Origin of the sequence: Arthrobacter sp. YAF34 (assembly GCF_052113245.1) — a bacterium.
GTDB lineage: Bacteria > Actinomycetota > Actinomycetes > Actinomycetales > Micrococcaceae > Arthrobacter.
The window spans coordinates 61,850-79,874 of the sequence record NZ_JBFRCV010000012.1 but is presented as its reverse complement, the minus strand read 5'-3'; the positions used below and the strand labels follow the sequence as shown (position 1 = coordinate 79,874).

12 protein-coding genes are annotated in these 18,025 nt (G+C 60.4%); 7 read left to right on the top strand and 5 right to left on the bottom strand.

Annotation, left to right across the window (positions count from 1 at the left end):
• Positions 1-339: 339 nt before the first annotated feature.
• The 3 genes from AB4Y72_RS15090 to AB4Y72_RS15080 all read right to left on the bottom strand — a co-directional run bounded on the left by AB4Y72_RS15090 (position 340) and on the right by AB4Y72_RS15080 (position 4,759).
• Positions 340-1,833 (bottom strand): hypothetical protein, encoded by a 1,494-nt coding sequence (locus AB4Y72_RS15090; RefSeq protein ID WP_441426972.1) that lies wholly within the window; start codon positions 1,831-1,833, stop codon positions 340-342.
• 119 nt (positions 1,834-1,952) lie between these two features.
• Positions 1,953-3,044, bottom strand: coding sequence for an OmpA family protein (locus AB4Y72_RS15085; protein ID WP_441426971.1), 1,092 nt, complete (start codon positions 3,042-3,044; stop codon positions 1,953-1,955).
• Between the two features lie 1,196 nt (positions 3,045-4,240).
• On the bottom strand, positions 4,241-4,759 hold the full coding sequence (locus AB4Y72_RS15080) for a hypothetical protein (RefSeq protein WP_441426970.1): 519 nt from the start codon (positions 4,757-4,759) through the stop codon (positions 4,241-4,243).
• A gap of 294 nt (positions 4,760-5,053) precedes the next feature.
• On the opposite strand from AB4Y72_RS15080, the gene AB4Y72_RS15075 reads away from it, so the two are divergent.
• Complete coding sequence (locus tag AB4Y72_RS15075; RefSeq protein WP_441426969.1) at positions 5,054-6,316, top strand: CHAT domain-containing protein; 1,263 nt, start codon at positions 5,054-5,056, stop codon at positions 6,314-6,316.
• An 88-nt stretch (positions 6,317-6,404) separates the two neighbouring features.
• On the opposite strand, the gene AB4Y72_RS15070 is transcribed toward AB4Y72_RS15075, so the two are convergent.
• Positions 6,405-7,334, bottom strand: a complete 930-nt coding sequence (locus tag AB4Y72_RS15070) for a DUF3039 domain-containing protein (protein WP_441426968.1) — start codon at positions 7,332-7,334, stop codon at positions 6,405-6,407.
• 218 nt (positions 7,335-7,552) lie between these two features.
• Complete coding sequence (locus AB4Y72_RS15065; RefSeq protein WP_441426967.1) at positions 7,553-7,984, bottom strand: excisionase family DNA-binding protein; 432 nt, start codon at positions 7,982-7,984, stop codon at positions 7,553-7,555.
• Between the two features lie 489 nt (positions 7,985-8,473).
• Between AB4Y72_RS15065 and AB4Y72_RS15060 the strand changes: the two genes are divergently transcribed.
• From AB4Y72_RS15060 to AB4Y72_RS15035, 6 genes are all read left to right on the top strand, one after another.
• Positions 8,474-8,881, top strand: a complete 408-nt coding sequence (locus AB4Y72_RS15060; RefSeq protein WP_441426966.1) for a hypothetical protein — start codon at positions 8,474-8,476, stop codon at positions 8,879-8,881.
• Between the two features lie 51 nt (positions 8,882-8,932).
• Positions 8,933-9,163, top strand: a complete 231-nt coding sequence (locus tag AB4Y72_RS15055; RefSeq protein WP_441426965.1) for a hypothetical protein — start codon at positions 8,933-8,935, stop codon at positions 9,161-9,163.
• A gap of 2,425 nt (positions 9,164-11,588) precedes the next feature.
• Positions 11,589-12,353, top strand: coding sequence for a hypothetical protein (locus AB4Y72_RS15050; protein ID WP_441426964.1), 765 nt, complete (start codon positions 11,589-11,591; stop codon positions 12,351-12,353).
• A 336-nt stretch (positions 12,354-12,689) separates the two neighbouring features.
• On the top strand, positions 12,690-14,810 hold the full coding sequence (locus AB4Y72_RS15045) for a Mu transposase C-terminal domain-containing protein (protein WP_441426963.1): 2,121 nt from the start codon (positions 12,690-12,692) through the stop codon (positions 14,808-14,810).
• A complete protein-coding gene (locus AB4Y72_RS15040) occupies positions 14,807-15,880 on the top strand; it encodes a TniB family NTP-binding protein (RefSeq protein ID WP_441426962.1) in 1,074 nt (357 codons plus the stop codon). Before AB4Y72_RS15045 ends, AB4Y72_RS15040 begins: the two co-directional genes overlap by 4 nt.
• Positions 15,834-17,834: a zinc-ribbon domain-containing protein gene (locus tag AB4Y72_RS15035; protein ID WP_441426961.1), complete on the top strand. Its 2,001-nt coding sequence runs from the start codon at positions 15,834-15,836 to the stop codon at positions 17,832-17,834. Before AB4Y72_RS15040 ends, AB4Y72_RS15035 begins: the two co-directional genes overlap by 47 nt.
• Positions 17,835-18,025: the final 191 nt, after the last annotated feature.

Sequence of the window (18,025 nt, the reverse complement as noted above, 5' to 3'; positions counted from 1 at the left end):
GTAGTCGAAGCACTGCGGCGGCCCGTCCATCGCGCGTTGACTCTTTTCCAGAGTCCAATCCGGGGAGCCATGGGCGGAGCGTCTGGCAGTAAGTGGGTGGAGGCCGAGGTGAGTGCTTTCATCGTTAGGTACCTTCGCTTTGGAGGTAGTAGACCCAGGAGAGGTTGCAGCTCGTGCAGATCTTGCCCAGCCTGCATTTGATGCAGCGGCTAGTCAGCCAGTTCCCTTCACACGTTGAGCACTCGATCAGGGCTCCATAACAGGCTGGGCACAAGCTGCGGACCTGGGGCTCGGGGGTGGGCTGGCGTCGCATGAACCAGCGGGTGATGAAGGTCAGCATCACAAGTCTCCGGCGTGGGTTGCCTCGGGGGCTGGCTGGTGGCGGTGTTCGTTGAGATAGACCAGATACTCGTTCACTTTCGTGTACGCAGTCTCCGTATAGCGAAGCAGGAAGGCTTCGGCCGCTTCCTGGATGTGGGCAGTCATTGTGGGATCGCTGAATCCTCGTTCGAGTCCTTTGAGGTAGCAGACAAAGCCTTCGCCGATCATTTCGGGAAGCGACTGGAGGTACAGCCGGGTGCGCTCGTTCAGCGCCGACTCGTTGAGCTTTGCGTCCTCTTGGGCGGTCTGGCCGTGTGCTTCCTCGGCCTTCAAGGTAATGACCTGATCTTGAAGCTGGGTCCTACGTGTGCGCAGGTACTTGAGATGACCAACTATCTGACCCCGTGCCCTCATGCGTTGGCGATCACCGCTGTGGCTCTCGCTGCGGAATGCGGTCTTGGACGGGTGGTCCGCGGTATCTCCCGTAGCGGCACTCTTAGAGTCCGGCGAACCTGAGACGCCGCCGTTAGCACTGTTCTCGCGATCACTGGAGTGATGGGTCTCAAGCAGGGCTATGGAGGCGGTCAAGGCCAGCGGTAATGCAACCCATAGCAGGTAGAAGAGCAGGTCGCCGTACCAGGGGACCGTGACGATAAGTTTTGGATCGGTGGCTGCTTTTTCCAGCAAGACGACGACCTCAGGCCGCATGTATACGTATCGCAACCACCCTAATGCGAGCATCGTGATGACGTACAGAAACAGCGCGATCCAGCTCAGTACCTTTCTCGAGCGGGAACCGGCCGGTCCCCGGAGGAGAGTGGGGATGGCGAGCCAACCGGTCCCTACAGCCAGCGCCGAAAGTGACACTGCAACAAGCACCCCTGTGTTTTCCGAATCACCCAGCTGCAGGGCGATCCCGTAAATGAGGCCGATCTCGCCTGCTACCAGCGCGATCCAGAGAAAAGTCTTCTTCCAGGAATGCTCACGAAACGATGTCCAGCCATCGACTGCCATCTGCGACCACAGCGAAGGCAGACGCTCTGTGGGCCTGCCGGCATTCCAATCATCGAGACCGGGCTCGGACAGGATGTCCGCAAGAGGTTCATACGAGGGATGTGTAGGATCCATCAGTCGAGAACGCGCTGTCTCGATCTGCTGCTCTACTTCTTGAAGGTCCGCCTCGGACTGGATCCTTTGCTCTTGGACCCTGACGAGGGCAGCCCGGGTCCGGGCGATGATGTCCCGGGCCAGGTACAGATCATCGTGCCGCTTATCCATGGCCTTGCTGAGGGCAAAACCGAGCCAGTTTGAGCAACGGCGCTCAAAAGTCATCGGTGCCACTGAGGCAAAGGATATCTTGTCGTAAATGTGCCCGGCCGCATCCGTGAGGCCTTCCTGCAAGCACGCTTCCGTGAAATTAGCGTGGTTGGGACGGTCAGGGATGTCGGGGCCCTTAACAGCATTGGCTGTGGCCAGATAGCCGCCGAAGTCTGTGGGCTGGGAAGTACTCATTGTGCGATCCCTCTCCAGTGGCGAGTGAATGATTCATTAGTCAAGCCGTTGAAGCAGCCTGAGGAGGCTTTCTGAGGATGTCTCGGCCGGATCATGGCGTTATGGACAGGCGAATTGAATTAGCCCTGTACGGGTACAGGGGCCAGTTCTTTGGAGGTGATGAGGACCAGTCGATTCTTGGCCTGGGAGGCTTCCAGGCCAGCGCCTGTTCCCGTCTCGGGGCTCCGGCCAGGGCAAGCCGGACCGAATCCTTGCACCTTGAGCGTGGTCGAAATTCCCGCCTTTGCGAGGGCGTCCGCCACCGTGTGCGCGCGCCGTTTTGATAGGTCTTGCATCCTGGACGCAGAACCGCCGGAAGGGTTGGCCGTGCACCCCGTAACCCAGAGCGTCTCCCCTGAGCTGTCTTTCAAAATAGAGGCAATCTGCTGCAAGGACTTCTTTGCTGATTCAGCATCGGCAAAGTCAGCAGACTCCGGCCGGAAGGAAATCTGAGACTCGGGAATCGTTAGGGAGACCGGTTTGGCTTGGACATTGTCGAATTTCACCGGAGTCACTTTGGGCAGGTTGCCAGTTGGAGGGCTTGCAAGTACAGCGTCATCATGAAAAGTGACCTTTCCCCCACCGGCTTCGACAACGGCAGTCCACAACTCCTTGAGCTTGGTTCTCGCCCAGACGGGGAGGTCGCTTTGGGGTGCGGCCACCTGGCCAAGCGCCCACCATTGGACCACCACCCCATTGAGAGAGGGGATGTTGCCGGCAGTGCGAAGCGATTTCACGATCGTGGAGACGTCCGTACCGGTCCCCAGAAGTCCGTTCTGCATCGCAAGCGGACCCGCTGTGGAGACCCCACTGTCATAGACATACAGGGTCTTGTCCGCGGCCGTTGCGCTTGCTCGCCCTCCCGCATCGAGCGCCCCCAATAGGTCAGACTCGCTGGAAGACGCCCGGACATCACCTAGCGTATTGCTGAGGCGAACGATGTTATTTTCCGGTGATTGCTGGCGCTTATCACCGTTCCTGGTATCCAGTTCAAGTCGCTCAGTTGCCTGGGCCTGGGGGTCCCCGTCCGCCGGGATGATCGAGACCGTCATGTCACGATCAAAACGGTCAATTAGCTGCTGACGCATCGAAGAGATGATGATCTCCGGGACGCGCCCGGATCCGTCGATGACAGAAGGGACCCCCTGACGGCTACCGGCAATGAGCACCATTTCCCCCGGAGGCGGGGCTGTCTGGCTGCTACAGCCAGTGACGATCGCCCCACCTAGCGCCAGGAGGGACATCGCGATTATCTGGCGCGACGTAGGCTTTCTAGTGCCGATCCTCATGGATCATTCCCCCAATTTAAAATTCAGCAGCGTCGCCGAGCCGAGCGTTTATTCGGCTTATGTCAAACGAAGTCTGCAGAGCTAAAGATTCGCCTACCTTAGGTTCAACCTGTAGGTTCTCGTCAAGACCCGACCCGCGCGGGAAATCTTGAGTCATCACCGCGCTGGTCCCAATACTCGCCTCGTTCCACGCAACAAACTGAGTCGAAAATTTGGGCCAGCTACCCTTCGAGACTCCTTCTTCCGCACCCAAAAACTCCGGGGTTGCAAGGCGCGGGCCGCGATTTGCTCCACACGCCAGCGATACAGAACCTCCTGACGACATCTCCGAAATCTCGCTCAAGCCATGCGGGCGGAAAGAGCGGCCTCCAGAAAATACGGGTAGTTATGTGCAAAAAAACACGTAGCGCCATAAGTAGCGAAATGGATCAGTCTTGAATGGAATTCATGACCAACCGCACTCAACATAGTGTCTCCGAATAGGTTCTAATTTATGCGTGAAGCCTTGGGTTGGTGCGGCCTCTGCCAAATCTGAATGAAGCACATCCAGGTACTTGGATGTCGTCATGCACAGCACACGTCATCGTGACTAGTCCCGATGTCGGGAACGGCTGGGATGCACGGCGACGAGACGGTGAGGCGTGGGGTACCGACAGCGGCGATGCTGTAGCAGGCGACGTGAAGTTCGCCAAAGCGGCCAGACCGAGCCTCAGTGGACGCGAGGTACACCGCCTTTTTCAAGCGCGCCCTGATGGGTTGAGGTCGCGTATCGATCCACGCTAGCGGTGGGAGGGACCAGAGTATGGCGTCGCCCGTGGGATCCGCTGACGAGGACTGCCGACTGATGGAGTGGTGGATGATCGGGCGCCGGAATCCCTGACACTCAGGCGCCCTCGGCGTGTCAACCCATCTCCGGGGATAGCCGCGGGTCTGTCCGTCCACATGAGGTCCATGTCTGGTCCTTCCCGACCAGCTTCCGCCAAGCGGTCCAAGCCCCATCGCCGTCCAGTAACAGTCCACACAGCGACGTTGTTTAGCCCCCGGAAGACAGGAGGTGTGAGCCCAACTCCGTCGGTGCTTCAGCGTTTCCACTTACGAATGGAGTCGATGACCATACCGTTGGTGATCGAGCTCGCTCGCTCCTCGTAGTAATCGGCCAGTTGGCCGGCGAGGAAATCGACGGGAAGCACATCGCTTCCCCGCTGGCTCAGGACCCATGTCGCCGCGGCCGGGATGCCCTGAGTCGAACACAAAGTGCCGACAGTCTGTTCCACACCGGATTTTGCCCCGAAGCGCAGCCCGTTTGTGGCCCAGACTTGGACCGTGATTTCGTCCCCAGCGGTAAGCCAGTTGAGCAGGTAGAGCGGACCTGCCGATGGCTTCAGAGGCAGGCCCCGGCGCAGTCCTGACGGGTAGCCTCCGTGAGGGTGTCGGACACGCCGGTATTCGACTGCTGCCTCTGTTGCAGCGGGTTCCGGGTAGGCGGCCAGCAAGACTTCGACCGGGTCCGGCAGAGTCTGGGCGACGTCCGGATCGACTGCGACCTGGCCTGGATCTGCGAAGGCTGTACCGCTGTTGTCCTTTGAAAAGAATCCCATCGCTGTTCCCCTTTGGCTCAACGTGAACGCATTGGACCGCACACTACAGCAGTCTCAACTTATTGGGGAGTCCAATTAGCGGGCGGCGTCGTGGCCGATCGGCATGGACCGCCCTCGCCATCGACCGAGACCTAAACACCCTCGGGCCCAATCCGGTCACCGCTGTGGAGGGCGGCCCCGGGCCCTTCCGAGCTGCCATCCCGGCACTGCGTCGTCCAAGAGCTTGATCTTCAGCAGGTCCAGCTCGCCGCGACGGCGTTTGTACCGCTGCGTGTGGATCCATACGCCGAGGGTGTGTTCACGATCCGAGTCGGTTTTCCGGTGGCGGGGCCAGTCGTTGCCTTCCTGCCGGAGGTCCACAAGCTGGGACAGGCGATCACCAACGCTCCGCCCGAGATCCGGGACTTTCCAGAAGAACAGACCCGACGTGCTTGGTCGTCCGGGACAACTAAGGAAATTCTCGCCAACCGTCGTAATGCCGCTGCTGATGCCGCACGTATCATAGGGCCGGCCGCGGTCCTCTCAGATTTTTCCCAGCTGCCGATACCCCGCGCCGAGAAGCTTGTGGCACAAGCCAACTCGGCCGGGAGACCACCCGCTATTCTGCAGCTCTACCGCCCCGCCAGCCAACCCCGGCGCCTGTTCTGGTCCGTAACCGTGCCCCAGGAAAAGACCGCCTGCGGGGAGGCTACCTTTCCCTATGCTCGGTTGCCGTCCATCACGGAAAGCGGCTTCTGGACCATGCTTGAGCCCTTAGGCGAGAGCCTCATTCCAGCCCCGTTGCGCGCATACCTTGCTGGTTGCCGCAGCACGTGGCCAGTTCGGTTGACCATCGTTCCCACCGGCCTGCTGGGCATTCCTTTTGATAACCTCACTGTTGATACCGACCTGATGTCCGGTGACCATCGGAAGCTTGTCGAATGCGCGGACGTGGTTCTCACAGGATCATTGGCGATGACCGACGCTCTATCGGCGAAACCGACCATGCAAGAAGCGAATCGTTGGCTGAAGGTATACGACCACGCAAACTTGCAGCACACTCACATAGAGAGTGATGCAATGGAGGCTAGCCATGCCCCTGTGGAGGACGTCACAGGAGCTCACAGCGTTAGCATGGCTTTGGGGCCAGAAGATCACAGCTATGGAGTCTTCGCGCTCGGGGTCCACGGAACCGGCGACCCCGCAGGATGGGGACAAACTAAGATCTTTCCCGATGGAACTAGGGTCACGGCAGCCGAATCTTTGCAGTGGACGGCCCCCAGAACCGCGGTACTTTCGTCGTGCCACTCCTCCTTGGAAACCACCGACGGAACCGAGTTGTCCGGATTTCCTGCGGCACTTCTTCTCCGAGGAGCAACCACGGTCATCGGCTCTCTCGACCGGATCGACGACGCTTCGACAGCCGAAATAATGGCTCAGTTTTGGCGCCTGGTCGGAATGGGAAATTCACCGGTTCACGCCCTGGCCCAGGCCAAACGACAATGGCTTGCCGAGCAAGCGGATAGATGGGGACAACCGAGGCTCTGGGCACCCCTCATCGCATACGGCACCGACTGAATGACCATCACGAACTGGACTTACGGATCCCGGGCGAGAACGGCGACCCCTGATACGAATAGGGCGCACACAACCAGAGTCATTCCAGCTACGCGGGGAGTTTGCTGTACTTTTCATGGCAGGCAGGGCATGTCGGCATCGACGTACCGTCTTTCGTTGGAACGAACCACTGCCCGCACAATCCCCGCAGCTCTTCGCCATATACGTAGGCATCCACAAGAGCACTCTGAGGCAAATAGTGAGAAAACCCGGTCCCAGGTTCCCCACGATCCCCGGGGACACGAACCTGTTCGTAATCGAGCGGAGAGTCCTCGAGGGCGACTGCAGCAATGATTTGCATGAGTCGTGCTTCGGTGATCATGACCGCATATCGCGTATCGAGACCGTTGTCATAGACCGCGTCCCAGTTTTCGAGTACGGGATCGATGATCCTCATGAGGAGTTTCAGAGTCTTAGACCTGAGAGGGGCATCATGCCACTCATTTGTGACAAGCATGAGCAGGAGTTCGGCGGGCGTCTCCTCTGGCTCATCCCGCTCGTCTTCGGGCATGATACGGCTGACATCGATCCCAAGAACAAACTTCGCCCCAGGGTGACCAGGGTGAACAGGCAGAGCTAACTCGATGCGATGCCCGCTTTCAGCGGCTCCTGCGATTGCACGAATTATCGAGGAAGCGCAGCTAGCATCCCAGCGCCTTTGAATCGACTCGCCTTGTTCGAGGCTCAACAGTTTGAAGTCGAGTTCGGTGGGGTAAAGACAAAGAAGTTGCTGGGGGACAAGAGATTGGACCCGTGTGTAAACGTCGTCGTCGTCCCCTTCCCTTTCGAGCCCCGCGAACAGGAGCCACCACTGCCCCGGACTTTCAGCTTGGGTCGTTAGTCCTCGCCACTGCTCGTGGCGGAGTTCGCGCCACGGGGACGGCATCGAAGAGTGGACCGAATACTTGTAGATCTTCAGGTTTCGGCCTGATTCCTCGGAACTGTCGAGACTTTTCCCGGCTTGGACGATCGGATGCAACAAGTCGGCCAGCGGGCCCGCATCTTTGAACCGTCGCCCTGAAACTGCCCTGAACTGACGGGGATCACTCCAAGCGTCGGGCCGACCTAAACATTTTTCTAACGCGTGCAGTGTGGGTCTGCTTCCGCGCGTAGTATCCCCTGGCATGGCCAAAGTTTAGCGTCGTGACCAGGGATCCGGAACCGTATGAGTTACGCGGCTTTTTCAGCCCTCGCAGTTCAGTATCCGAGAGACTCTGCTGTGGCGGCGTCGACGCCAGCTATGTCGCGGACTAGCTGCTGTTCGGATTTTTCGGCGCGCGAAATGTCGATGGCGAGCTGACGGGAAGCACGCTCACGATTTTCGACGAATGCTTCAAGATCACGCATCTTGATCTTCCGATGAGAGCCTACTCGGGGTTGCTCCTCGATGACTCCGTCATCGAGGAGCTTGCAAAGGAAAGGTCGGCTGATTCCAAGGATCCGGCTGGCTTCTTGGGGCGAGACAGTCTGATCCGGTGCGGGGCGCACACTCAAGCTATTGCCGGACTCTAAGGCATCGAGAGTTTGGATCATCTTGGAAGCCAGCGTGTTGTCAGGAAGTTTGCCCAGAAGGTCTCGGATTGCGGCCGCATCTGCTGCGAGGCTCGAAGGAATATCGATGGTCTTCATGGAAACCCTACTCAGGTTGGATCAACTGCAATAACTGCTCTTACTGAAATAACTGTATCGCCCTTATGTGCGTGACGCAAACACCGCTACTTCGCAAACGATGAGGCAGCGAACGGGCCCCGAGAGTAGAGGCTACGCAGAGGCATGGTTGGGCCCGCTGGCTTGCCCGGCTAGATCGGGAAGAACCGGTCCCAAATCGTCTGTGGTGCCCCCAGGCTCTTCAAATCCTGCCTCAAGTCAGGATCGGAAAGTGGGATCCTAAGAATTTCGGCTTTCGTCAGGGATAGCGTGGGATCCAGCGGCGGTGCTGTCATGCTTCCAGCGTAGTCCTCGCTTGTGGCCGCCCAGCCGTCCGGGAAGTGCCGAAACTATAAAGGACATAAAAGCTAAAAGGGGACAAAAAGCTGCTGGCATCGGTGACCGGTGCCTTGCGGCGCTGTGGTGATCCTTTCCGTGCGGTCCTCTCCCAGTAGTGGCTATCGTTGGGGCATGGCCATGGAGGATGAGCACCGCCTCAGTTCACGGAGAGCGGCTGAGATTATGCGGCGGGAGCTGGCCCGCGGTGACTTGGATTTCGCGTTCCGGGTCATGACCAGGGCCGTTGCGGACTTCCGCGACACGTCCCCGGAGAACCGTGAGGATTTCCTGCTGCCCCCGGAGTCCACCGGATCGACCCGGTGGGACACCCTGCTTGCCGCGGTCATTGGGCGCGAATGCGACCGCCTCGGTATGACCCGGCCTCCCTGGACGACGCCGGAACCTCTGGCGGAGGAATGGGTAGTCACGACCCTGCCGGCACCGTCTGAGCGATGGCTGGCCAGAATCAGGGCAGGGACACCGGAAGAGTTCTCCCGGCTGGGCCTTTGGGTCCATGTCCGTGACCTGGAAACCCTGTAGCCAGCCCGCCGGGCCGTACCGCATGGACCGGGACGAGGTTAGGGTGGGGGCATGACTGGAACGGAAGACGTCAATGCAATGGTGACCCGTGCTGCCGGCCCGGACGGCCGGGCGGTTGTGCCGCGGCTGCTGTCCCTGATGGTGCCCGAGGCCGCTCTCCTCTGGCTGGAAGGATCTGAGCCGTTCTTCGGTGGGGCACGCCCTATTGACGTGCTCGCCATCGACGGCCCTGGCCCGGTGCTTGAGGCCCTGGACGCCGTCGAACAGGGAGGCTTCGCCTGACCGCCGACAAGCCACGCGAGTGCGCGATCCGAGACGACGGCCGGCGCCCCCTTGGCGCCGCGACACGCAGCATCTAGCATGTGGCACAGAGGGTTCGACTGGGAGCTAACCAATCCACCCCTCGGATGTGGGAGCATCACCAACGCCAGCAGCGCTCATCCACTTGAGCACTACGGGCATCAGGGCCGAGATAAGCACCGCAGCGGTTGAGACCCAGCGGCGGGCTTACTCGGCCCTTCCACCGCAGCCGTTGAACGCCCGCCGCGTTCGTCGTGATGTCAGCCTCCAGGGATGGATTTCTCGGCGCCGCGTCCAGTCGGCGCTGGTGATAGCCAGGACGGATATAGTTCTGCTGCTCGGCCAGTGCATTCCTGCTCCCACCAGCTCAAATCCGTTGGATTTGGGCGGTTCTGCGTGCTCACCACCATGGCCCAAGGTCCCTGCCAGTGCGGGTCGGGTGTGGCAGGCAGGCCTTGGCCGGAGTTCCACGCTTCTGGGATGTGACGAGGCGTATGCCCTGACGTGGCTGCGATGACAGTACACGGTTGACAAATTCTGTCAACCGTGTACTGTTCGTAGTCATAAGTTTTGGTTTTTTTGTCAAAACTCTCTTGTGTGCGGGATGCTCGCGGCGGATGATGGAACTTGAAGCTGGCCGTGAGTTTGAACCGGTGCCAAGTTGACGAGTGGTGATCCCGGTGGAGACGTGTACTTGTTGGGCTCGATGGGTGATTGCATCGTCACGCCTGAGTCGCACATATCAAGTCAAGTCGAATCTTGCGGTTTCTTCCCTGGTCGTTGCGACCGTGGTGCAACTACTCTCTCGAAGACTGGTCGCTCTGATGGCGAGGAATCGGAAAGTTGCCAGAGCCAGGCTCGGCAACTGCGTGCAAAATAGGCGACTCGGCGCATTGGTTTCTCTTGGCCGGGCAGGGCTTCTCTTATCTGGAAAGCCTGCGAAGTGCTGTCGAGTTAGCCGGACGGCTCCAGATCGACGTTCGGCCCGTCAGGGCTGGTGTTCCACCGGCAGGTCGTCCGTCGCGGGCCAGAGCTTTTCGACTCCGGATTCATTGAGTGAGCAGAACTTCGAAAACTTGCCAACAGTTGAAATCTTGAGCGACCGAACCAACCGGAGCTTTCAGGTTTCGCATCCCGCCGGCACGGACCGACGATCACCGAAAGCGAAAGCCGCGACCGGGGCGGCGATGCGCGGTAGGCGACGGAGCACGGACGAGTTTGGCACGCGGCGAGTCATGCCGCCTGTGGCAAGGAATTCAATCGATCCGTTCATGGGCAGATCCGTTCCGGGGAAAGTTGGAAACATCTTCTTGGCGAGGAACTCTCCTGAACGCCTCGCCTATCCTGTCGGGTGCCTTAGGCATGAATGCGAAGTCGAGCTTGCCACGTCTCCATTCTCTGTCAGAGTCATGGGGCCCAACAGGAAACCCGGATTTGGCAGGCTGACCATAGTGATCAACAGGGCATCGGGGTTCATCCAGGCGGCAAGCGTGCAGCAAAGGGGAAGGAATCCAGATATTGGTTACTTGGTCCACCAGGCTCCTACCCACTCGTTAGTGTGCCCGGCGGGAGGGTGGCCAACCTCCGGCACGGCGGTCCTGATCGTCAGGATCCGGACGGACGACAGGATGTACCGCTCTCTGGGGCACCGGACAGCATGCCGCCGATACGGAATTATCCTCACCAAGACGATAAATTCGTCACCTGTCGACAGTTCAGTAGCGGAGCGGGCGTTTAGCGCAATCTTTGAATATTTCGTCAAGAATCTACCCGGCCAGGGTGGTTGCGGTGCTGACGACGACATTGTTAGGGAAGATCTGTTGAGCAGCCGAGACGTTGAGATTCTGTTTCAGCGGTGGGTGGCTGCGTATGGGGCGGAGCGGATGGAATTAGAAGACCGAGAAACCCGACATGATTCCCGTCGGCCGGTTGAATGGTGGTGACCGTGGCAGCCCTGAGAGATGACCCGTTTCGTGACGTTGTGAACTACAACTCTGATCCGTTGTTGCTGACACTCGGACCAAGGGGAGGCGGATTGTGGGGGTTCCTGGACGGTCCTATCGGCGACCTGAGTCGTGTCGGACTCGGCCCGTGTCGACGTAGCTGCGCTCACCCGTGCGGCCGCAACCATGCACGGGAATACCCGTTAGGTGTGGGGCCTCGAATGGTGATGTTCGAGCCGCCAACCGAGCTTGTCTGCGTCATGGAATGTTGGACGCGTTCGTCCAAAGTGATGGCGACAACCGGGTTGGCCCCTTATCTGCCTCGCGGCGCCATTGTGCCCCGGGGATATTTCCCAATATCAACTCGACGTGGTTGTGGCGGTCAGTCCCGACCCGGAAAGAAGCGGAGGACCGAGAGACCATGGCGGTACGCTCGCAGATTCTCCCGAATGTAAGTGGTGAGCATGGCAGCTTTGAAAGAGAATCCATTCCGTGACGTGGGGAATTCAAGTCCTTATCCGCTGTTGCTGACGCTCGGACCCGACGGGAGGCGACTCTGGTGGTTTCTGGATGGTCCCATCCGTGACCTCGACCCGGGCGGGTTCAGCCCGTGCCGCCGCAGCAACGGGTACCAGTTCCGGCGCAACTATGCGGGCAGTTATCCCTTTGGCGACGACCATCGGATGATCATGTTCGAGTCGTTGACCGAGCTCGTGTGCCTCATGGAGTTGGACCACGAGGGCGACGTGGACGGGATTGCTGCGCAGCCGTTCGGCATCGTGTTCTCCGGCGGTACCCTCCACTATCCTGACTTTGCCGTGAGGCTGCGCGATGGGAGCACCGTGATCGTCGACGTCAAGCCCGAAGAGTTTGCCACGAAGGACGTGTTCGCGCATGCCGCGGTCTTGACGGAGGAGGCATGTAATACCCAGCGGTGGGGATACCGCGTAATGCACGGCTTCCGAGGGTGGCAAGCGGCGAACCTGGAGTGGATATGCGCGTTCCGGTACAAAGAGTATGTCCCTGACCGGGCGCTGGCCCGGGACGTTCTTGCCTTCCTGGCTGTGCCGCGCACGATGGAGGAAGCCGCGCACGTGCTGGATCAGCGCACAGAACTGGGCGTCGGCTATGCCCTGCTGTCAAACATGTTGTTCCACCGGCAGGTCGTCCCTGCGGAGCCCGGGCCCTTCTACTCCGGACTCATGGTCATTGCGGGGGTAGGGAGCTGACAATGAAGACTTTGCACCTCCGGGACTGTGTGAACTGCAACGTCCGGCAGCGGGAGATCAGTGCCATACCTGGATCTTTCCTTGGCCTGGCCGGCATCGGCGACGGGCAGCGCCCGACGGTTTCCGTTGCCAATCTGGCCGCGGCGGATCGCGCGGAGGGACGGATCAGGTCGGGGTAGGCCGCGCCTGACGTAAGGAGCGAGGGCTGGAATGAAGGGGCGGAACGGTCATGCCTGATGGGCGTGGATCGTAGAAGCGAGCGGGCCGAAGGCCGCCCCGATTAGCGGCCGGCCCCGGCCGTTTCGTACCAGAGACAAGGGCGTCGCAGGTGAGGAAATGATAAGGAACGTATTCCAGATCGGAGACACGGTGATCTACCTGACGCGGCAGTGGGAGATAACGCATTCGGGCGTCTCCCTACTGGGCCTCTTGGACGTTGACACCGGAGAACGCGTGGCTGCGTCTGTTGCCAGAGTGTCGGAGGAGAATCCCGCGGGGGACCGGCTCGGGCGGCGGATAGCACAACTGAGCACGGCCGAGTCCGAAGCAGCCCGCACGGGGGTGACCGCGGAGCGTCAAGCGGAGCTCTTGAAGGATGTCAGTCGCAGGCAGACGGATATCGAGGAGGTCGCGTTTGGCAAGGCTTACGGCGCGAGCGATTACCGGGAGGGTTTTGGACCTGGCTCTTCACAGTGGTCCAGAGCCGGACTCAAGGAAGCCGAGCTAAGAGCCGTTGGTGAGCAATTGAAGGACCGCGATCCTGAGTTGGCAAAGAAGCTGGCCATGTCCCGTTCGGCGTTGTTCCGCCTCGCCACGGCCTACGTGCAGGAGGGCCCGGCATGCCTTCTTGACGGCCGGAGAACCCACAATTACCGGGTCACGGACAATGTGGCGCGCGAGGTGTTGGAGATCTGTGCGACGGTCAACCGTGAGCATGTGCACGCCCCACGGGTGAGCAGGGACCAGCGGGTGGCCGTCGTCAAGATGCGCATCCAGGAGGAGTATCCGGAACGAGGGTTCAGCGTTCCGGTCGACCGCAGGCTGCGCCGGATCCTGAAGGAGCTCTCCAAGGGCATGCACCTGGACGGCGACGCCGTGAACCGTGAGTCGGCCGCGAACGTTCCCGACCGGGTCTTCCGGACGCGACCGGCGCTGCTGCCAGGGTCGGAGATGCAGGTCGATTCCACACTGCTCGACATCTTGGTGATCTTCCCGGACGGCTCGGTAAGACGACCTGATGCCGCCATGATGAGCGACAGGGCAACCCATTGTGTCGCTGCTACCGCTCTCGCCAAGAAGATCTGTGGGGCTGATCTGGCGTTCATGATTGCCCAGTCGATGACGCCCCGCCCGCGTTTTGACGTGCCGCTAGAACTGAAGAATCTCTGGGAGATGAAGCGCCGGGACATGCCTTGGATCGAGATGTTTGACCCGGCGGAACGGGAGCGACTCGATGCGATGGTTCCGCTGTTCCGACCCCGGATGATCATTACCGACAACGGGAGGGACTACAGGTCCCGGACGGTGGACGCAGCCGGGCGGCTGATCGGCTTCACCATCGTCAGATCGGCACCGTATACCCCGACCGACAAGGCCATAGCCGAGAACCTCTTCGGGACGATCAAAAAAAAGTTTTTGGCGAAACTGCCCGGGTTCACTGGCGGTTCGATATCGAGCAGGGGCAAGCGAAAGTGGAAGAAGAGCGAGCTCCTCACCTTGTGGGAGTTCTCATGGCTGCTGGACCGGTGGCTCGTGCACGTCTGGCACAACACCCCGACTAATGGGTTGCGCGATCCACGCCTGGGCGGTGGCCCGCTGCTCAGCCCGATCGCCGAGTACGAAGCCATGTTTCCCTACGTCGGATTCATCCCGAAACCCCTGAGCAGGAACGACCGCATTGGCCTCCTGCCGATGCTTTCCCGCACTATCCAGAACGACGGTATCCAGATCGAATACCGGATGTATGACGCCCCGGAATTGAGCGTGCTCCGGCGGCGGACGTCCGGCACAACACTGGACGGACAGTGGGAGGTTCACTACATGCCTGCAGACCCCCGGGTCGTCTGGGTCTACGACCCCGAGACCGGAAACTACATCAATTGCGAATGGAAGGAAGACCGGCTGGACATTCCGTTCGCAAGCGACATTCGCACGTTGGCCCTCCAGATCCTCGATGACGGCCGCGTGGATCCCGCGTTCACCGGCTCTAAGACGACCATGAGCTTCATCGAAGTGGCCCTGCAGGAGTTGAGGCGCCAGCGCAAGAAGCAGGCCGGGATGGACATCGAACGTGAGATCCAAAACGTGCAGCGGGGAATCCATCCGAATATTGACACCATCCTAGATTCGGAGGGGTACGTCTCCGACACCCCGGAGGGTGCCAACGACGAGTCCGAGGATGAACCCGACGACGAGGACCTGGAAGGGTTCGAGGGTGTGAACGGGGTGCGCAGGTGATCGAGTACCCGCTTCGGGTGCGCAGCGCCCGGGACCTAAAGTCCCACCAGGGCTTTATCGAGGAGCTGCTGGACCTGGGAACCGGAATGCGTATGGTGAGCATCGAGGAATACCGGGCCATGGGACCGCAGGAACGCGGCAACTACAACGACACCCGCCGCAAAATTGTCACCAGGGGCATCATGGTCAGGAACGACTCCTACCTGAACGTGCAGGCGGTACTTGTCCGGGTCATGCGGGAACACCAATATGCCAGTGGCGGCGGGCACGGGGTTCTCGTGTCTGCAGACTCCTACACGGGCAAGACGACAGTGGCTCGCATCCTCATGCTCGACTTACTGACGCAACGTCTTCGTGACGATCCTGACTGCGTACATCGTGGTGAGGTCCCTGTGGCCTACGTGAACCTGCCCTCCACGGGAACACCGCTTGGACTTTATCGGATGCTCGCCGAGTTCTACGGCCTTCCGATCGGAAAGCGCGAGACCGAGGCAACGCTGGAGCACATGGTCCAGCACGCCATCAATCGGTGCCGCACCGAGCTCCTGGTGATCGACGACGTTCACAACCTCAAGTACGGCGGCGCGCACTCGCGCAAGGTCAGCGCAGCCATCCGTCGTCTCGGAGATGACATCGATTGTCCCATCCTCCTGGCCGGCATCGCGCTGGACAGAACCAACCTGCTCCTAGACCGGGAAGGAGCCCAGATCTACGAGCGCTACCGGTCGGCCGAGATGGCCTCGTATGGATCGAAGAGCTCAGTCGCGTGGCGAAAGCTTGTCAAGGGCCTCATGGATGAGCTGCCCCTTTTCGGCGACAACCAGCGGAGCCGGACCGCTTTGGCGGCTGAGCTTCATGATCTCGCCAAAGGACGCATCGGCAATCTAAACTCCATCCTTAGCCGCGTAACTCTCGACCTCATCGACGCAGAAGACCCGGAAGAAGAGGTCATCACCGGTGGCCTGGCACAAGGCAAAGCCGCAGAGATCACCGAAGAGAACCGCTTCAAAGAAGCAATCCGCGATGAGGCCAGTCGCCGTGCCGACAGGAAACAACATCATGCAGCCTGACCAGACCGGACGGCTACCCCTCCAATTGGTGCCAGAACCGGTCGCAGGAGAAACGGTCCCCAGTTACGCCGCCAGAATCGACGAAACCACAGGAGGACCTCTTGGGCACCTATGGCATGTCGCAGTATCGGCGTACTTGGAGCGTGAAGGGCTTCCGGCCCAAAGTCACGTCAGGAATGAGATCGCTGAGGGCGCGGTCCTAGAGGCCTGCCACGAAATGGCGGGCAGCAGCGCCAGCCAAGTGGCAGTGCTAGGACAGCCCATGAAAGCTGCATGGCATGCTTGCCTCCTGTGTACCGCCGGAACGGTGATCGCAATCCACCCGAGAGAAGCGCAGCTCGTGTGCCGCCTTCACCACGCGTGGACGGGGCCGACCAAGGTCAAGCCCCGCCAGCCCTTGTGGGCTGTGCCGCAGCCTGCGCCGACCCATTCCCTGCCGGTCGAATATGAAATCGAGGAAGCAGCCGTGCGAATTCACAGCAGCAACGCGATTGCACCCATAATCCAGGAGATCCTGCGGAGGGGAGCATCCGCGGTTCGGCACGAATGGGACGGTGTGTCGTGGCCCGAAGACCTCCCAACCGCGGCGGCTATCCTCGACACTGTCACGGACGCTAATGTAATACGTGCCGTCTGCAACCCATACATGCCTTACGCCGAGGCATACGAAGTGGTGGTGCGCAGGATGGAGCAGGCCTCGAACCCTTCCGGAGACGCCGGATCGGACCAGGCATGGCTGATGCTCAGGTGGACGGCCGCGGCGGCGCGGCACCGATGGGCTGGGGAGTGGAATATAGAAGACCCGGCTCCACTCATCGAACCTGTCCGGCCCGAACACAGCTTCTCAGGCTCGCTCCAACCCTTTCACAGCTATCTGGACTGCGTACGTACAAATGGGAGAAACGACCAACAATGGTGGAACGACCACTTTCGTATGACCGCATCAAATCCTCGTTACCTTTGCTCAGAAGGGCACGTGCTGCTGCGGCGTCCGCCCAAGGACTACCAGCATGGCCGGTATGCGTCCTCTTGCTCAATCTGCACCGGCCGTAGGGTGATCCCGGGAAATAACTCACTTGCGGACGTGATGCCCTGGCTCGCTGACGAGTGGGACCATTCGGCGGGACCGGGGCCTTCACCGTGGACCGTCCGCCCGGGGAGCAACCGGATGGGGCACTGGATCTGCCTCGCAAAGCACCACTACCCGGCGACCTTCGCCAACCGAGCGCTGCGAGGGTCGGGCTGTCCCTACTGCTACAGAAAGGTGCTCGCGGGTACCAACGATCTCGCCACCACGCACCCTGAGCTCGCCCGGCTTTGGGACCCGGACGCCGCCAACACTAAGACAACCCAGCAGATCTCCGCTCGAAATTCGATTGACAGGATCGTCTGGCGTTGCCCCCAGGGGCACCAGTTTGTGCGAACACCGGCGAAGCTCGTCGAGTATGGCGGACGTTGCCAGACCTGCACCGGACGTATCCTCGTTCCAGGCATCAACGATCTTGCTACGAAGCGCCCCGACGTCGCGGCCCAATGGAACTACGACCGCAATGGCACCCTTAAACCGGACCACGTGAAGCCGGGCACCGAGAAGGTGGTCTGGTGGGTCTGCCCAAACGGCCACGAGTTCCTTGCGAAGGTGCGCAACCGGTGTCACTATCCCAAACTCACTTGCCCCGTTGAATCAGGAAGAATCCTAGTCCCCGGTGTGAACGACATTGCCACAAGAGAGCCGCGGCTGGCACTTGAGTGGGACAACGACCTAAACGGACGTCGGCCCGATGAAATTGTGCCAGGAACGAGCAAATACTATTGGACTTGCCCCGCTGGCCACACGCAATACACCCCGGTGGCCGGCCGGCGCCGGGCAGGTGGATGCACCACGTGCCCGCCAAGTACTCGGGCCATACCCAAAGAGGTGAAGAATCACCTGCACGCCTGGGACGGGCAGTAGCACCTTCTCCTGGGCTGGCCCTGGGCCGTTTGCCGTTATCGAGTTCTTCGAGATTGCGGGAAGGGAATCGGCAGACGGGCGGTGGCGGCTCAAGCCTCACCGGTGTCACCCTGCCTACATCAGTTCAGATCGACATCGCGGCCTCCGCCCACCTCGCGGCTCCTCTCGCCGAGCTCACCGGAATCCCCGGC

Bases quoted from the DNA above. Each gene is read 5' to 3' on its own strand.
- AB4Y72_RS15090 (WP_441426972.1), bottom strand. From the start codon at position 1,833: ATGAGTACTTCCCAGCCCACAGACTTCGGCGGCTATCTGGCCACAGCC.
- AB4Y72_RS15085 (WP_441426971.1), bottom strand. From the start codon at position 3,044: ATGGTGCTCATTGCCGGTAGCCGTCAGGGGGTCCCTTCTGTCATCGAC.
- AB4Y72_RS15080 (WP_441426970.1), bottom strand. From the start codon at position 4,759: ATGGGATTCTTTTCAAAGGACAACAGCGGTACAGCCTTCGCAGATCCA.
- AB4Y72_RS15065 (WP_441426967.1), bottom strand. From the start codon at position 7,984: ATGAAGACCATCGATATTCCTTCGAGCCTCGCAGCAGATGCGGCCGCA.
- AB4Y72_RS15060 (WP_441426966.1), top strand. From the start codon at position 8,474: ATGGCCATGGAGGATGAGCACCGCCTCAGTTCACGGAGAGCGGCTGAG.
- AB4Y72_RS15055 (WP_441426965.1), top strand. From the start codon at position 8,933: ATGACTGGAACGGAAGACGTCAATGCAATGGTGACCCGTGCTGCCGGC.
- AB4Y72_RS15050 (WP_441426964.1), top strand. From the start codon at position 11,589: ATGGCAGCTTTGAAAGAGAATCCATTCCGTGACGTGGGGAATTCAAGT.
- AB4Y72_RS15045 (WP_441426963.1), top strand. From the start codon at position 12,690: ATGATAAGGAACGTATTCCAGATCGGAGACACGGTGATCTACCTGACG.
- AB4Y72_RS15035 (WP_441426961.1), top strand. From the start codon at position 15,834: ATGAGGCCAGTCGCCGTGCCGACAGGAAACAACATCATGCAGCCTGAC.